Genomic DNA, 3570 nt, shown 5'->3' with positions numbered 1-3570 from the left:
TGATCGGGAAGGTGTCCCGCACGCACCGCCGCGTAGGCCGCCGCGACTTCGCGGCTGAGCACGCCCACCGACCAGCCATCGGCGATGCTGTGGTGCAGCGTCAGCAGCAGGATATACTCAGCTGCGGCCAGGCGCAGCAGCGCGAGCCGCAGCAGGGGGCCGCGCGCGAGATCGAAGGGCTGGCGCACGACCTGGGCGGTGTGGTGGGCGACGGCCTCGGCCTGGGCGGACGGGGCCAGCCGGGTGAGATCGTGGACCGGCAGCGGCAGATCGCGGGCGGGGGCGATGCGCTGGTGGGGCTGGCCGTGGACGAGGACGAAGGTGGTGCGCAGCGCGGCCTGGCGGGCGACGAGGTGCTGGAAGGCGGCGCGGAGCGCGGCCTCATCGAGGGGACCGCGCAGGCGCACGGCCAGCGGGATGGTGTAGGCCGCCGTGTCGGGTTCGAGCTGATCCAGCAGCCACATCTGCTGCTGCGCGTACGAGAGCGGGTAGAGCAAAACCTCGGCGTCCGGCCCGCTCTCCGCCGCACGGTAGAGTGCCCGATCCGCTGGCAGCAGCTCAGGCAAACGCTCGACGGTCGCATCTCGTCGCGCCCGGTCGAGCGCCTCCGACAGCCCGGCCACGGTTGGTCGCTCGAACAGCGCGCGCAGCGGTAATTCGATCTGGAACAGCGTGCGGATGCGCGAAAGTACCTGCGTGGCGAGCAGCGAGTGACCGCCCAGCGCAAAAAAATTCTGCTGCCTGCCGATCCGTCCAAGCCCCAGCACGTCGCGCCACACTCCCGCGACCAACTCCTCGGTTGGTGTGCGCGGCATGTCGCTATCAGTCGCCTCGTCCTCCAATGCGGCGGGTGCGGGCAGCGCCTTGCGATCGAGCTTGCCGTTGGGCGTCAGCGGCAGCGCATCCAGAAAGACGAACGCGCTCGGCACCATGTAGTCAGGTAATCGATCTTTGAGGTAGGTGCGAAGGTCGGAGGTCAGGCCCGCACCCAGGCCGGGTGCCATGCCGGGTGCCCTCCGGGCATGGCACCCGGCATGGCACCCGCCCTCTCCATGCCCGGAGGGCCCTCCGGTAGGAGAGGGGGATCGTTGCTCCTCGCCCCTTTGTTCCTTTGTTCCTTTGTTCTGTTGTTCTACCACGTACGCAACCAGCCGCTTCTCCGGGTGCCCACCTGCGGGCGGCTGATCCTCCCACGGCTGCACGGCAGCAGCCTGGACGGCGGGATGCTGCGCCAGCACAGCCTCGATCTCGCCCGGCTCGACCCGAAAGCCGCGAATCTTGATCTGCTGATCGACGCGGCCCAGGCATTGAAGCGTGCCGTCGGCGAGGTAGCGCCCCAGATCTCCCGTGCGGTAGAGCCGATCGTCGTCCGCGCCGGTCCACGGGTTGACCGCGAAGCGCTGCCGGGTGAGATCCGCGTCGTCGAGGTAGCCCAGCGCCAGATAGGGCGTGCGCACCCAGATCTCGCCGATCTCGCCGACGCCCGCGACCTGTCCGGCGGCGTTGAGGACCAGCAATTGCACGCCGTCGATGCCGCAGCCCACGGGAACGCGCGCGGCCTGGGGATCGGCTGCGAGCCGCTCAGGCGGGACGATGAAGCAGCCCATCGCTTGCGGCGTTTCGGTCGCGCCGTAGAAGTTGACGTAGGTAGCATTGCCTGCCCAGCGCTGCGCGCGGGCAAGATCACGCATCGTCAGCGTATCGCCGCCGAAGCACAGGAGTCGCTGCGCGGGCAGATCGAGGGGATCGGCACACGTCTCGAACTCGTCGGAGAGCATCTGCGCCAGCGCGGGCGTGATGTGCGTCACGGTGATTGCCTCGTCGTGGAGCCAGCGCAGCAGCCGCGATGGAGCGTGGAGATCGTCGGGATCGGGAATGCAGAGGGTCGCGCCCAGGCAGAGCGGCGTGAAGATGTCGCGCAGCAGCGGATCATGGGCCAGCCCCGACAGCATACTGAAGCGATCGTCGGCGCTGAGCCGGAACGTGTCGGCGTACCAGCGCAGAAAGTGGGTCAGCGGGCGGTGGCTGCCGACAATGCCCTTCGGCATGCCCGTCGATCCAGACGTGAACGCGATATAGGCGCGATCGTCGGGCGCGACCGAGAGCGCAGGCATCGTGTCGGCGTACGCGCCAAACGCATGGTCGCGGTCGGCCTGAGCAGGCACCACCAGCCGCGCGATCTCCGGCTGCTCCGAGAGGAACGCCGCCAGCTCATCGGGGATGTCGCCCGCCGCCTCAAGCTGAAGCACGGCGCGGGGTGCGGCAGCCCGCAGCGTTGCGATCAGCCGCGCGGCGGGATAGCCTGGGTCGAGGATCGTGAAGGCCGCGCCTGCCTTGAGCACTGCCAGCATCGCCCAGACCAGCGCCGCGCTGCGCTGTCCATAGATCGCCACGCTCGCTTGCTCGCCGACGCCTTGCTCGCGCAGGCAATGGGCCAGCCGGTTGCTCGCGCTGTGCAGCGCCGCATACGACCACACATCCCGGCGATCTTGGAGCGCGATCCGCTCCGGCGTCTGCTCCGCCTGGCGGGCAAACCATTCGTGGACCGCGCCGTACCAGTCGGCGCATAGCGGCTGCGACGGATCGGGCAGCAGCGCTGCCATCGACGGCGTGACGAGCGACAGGCTGCCGATCCGCGCTTCGGGCTGTGCCACCGCCTGCGCAAGCAGGCAGCCGATCTGATCGAGCAGCGCCTCGACCGTGCCATGCTCGAAAAGATCGCGGTTATAGACCAGCTCCAGCCGCAGCACGCCCGACGACTCCTTGGCGTAGAGCGACAGATCGAACTTGGCATCCGGCTCAGGCAGCGTCTCGATCTCGCTGGTGATGCCGGGTAGCTTCAGGCCAGCCTGCTCGAAGTTATGCATGTTGAGCATGACCTGCACCAGCGGGTTACGGCTCGGATCGCGCTCCGGGTGCAGCGCTTCGACCAGATGCTCGAAGGGCAGATCTTGATGGGCGTAGGCGCCGAGGCACGTCGCGCGCACGCGCTGGAGCAGCTCGCGAAAGCGCGGATCGCCCGCAAGCTGCACCCGCAGCGCCAGCGTGTTGACGAAGCAGCCGATCAACTCCTGGGTAGCAGCATGAGTGCGGTTGGCGCTCGGCGCGCCGATCAGCAGATCATCCTGGCGGCTGGCGCGGCTGAGCACCGTGGCGAAGGCCGCCAGCAGCGTCATAAAGACGGTAACACCCGTCTGCTGGCTCAGCCGCTCGACCGCCGCCGTCAGATCGACCGGCAGCGTCCGCGCGACGCTTGCTCCGTCGAAGGTCTGGACGCTCGGACGTGGCCGATCGGTGGGCAGATCGAGGATCATGGGGGCCTGATCGAGCTGACGCTGCCAGTAGCGGCGGAGGCGCGCGCCCGCAGGCCCGGCGAGCCACTGGCGCTGCCAGCGCGCGTAGTCGGCGTACTGCACCGGCAGCGGTGTCTGATCGGGAAGGTGTCCCGCACGCACCGCCGCGTAGGCCGCCGCGACTTCGCGGCTGAGCACGCCCACCGACCAGCCATCGGCGATGCTGTGGTGCAGCGTCAGCAGCAGGATATACTCAGCTGCGGCCAGGCGCAGCAGC

1 protein-coding gene is annotated in these 3570 nt (G+C 68.9%); it reads right to left on the bottom strand.

The window, feature by feature from the left end; genetic code table 11:
- On the bottom strand, positions 1 to 3570 hold a 3570-nt coding region (locus tag VFZ66_00605; protein ID HEX6287652.1), incomplete at both ends, for an amino acid adenylation domain-containing protein.

The sequence above is a fragment of the Herpetosiphonaceae bacterium genome, assembly GCA_036374795.1.
In the GTDB taxonomy this organism is placed as follows: Bacteria; Chloroflexota; Chloroflexia; order Chloroflexales; family Kallotenuaceae; genus LB3-1.
Note: the sequence above shows the minus strand (reverse complement) of the source record. Positions and strands in the feature narration are given on the sequence as shown.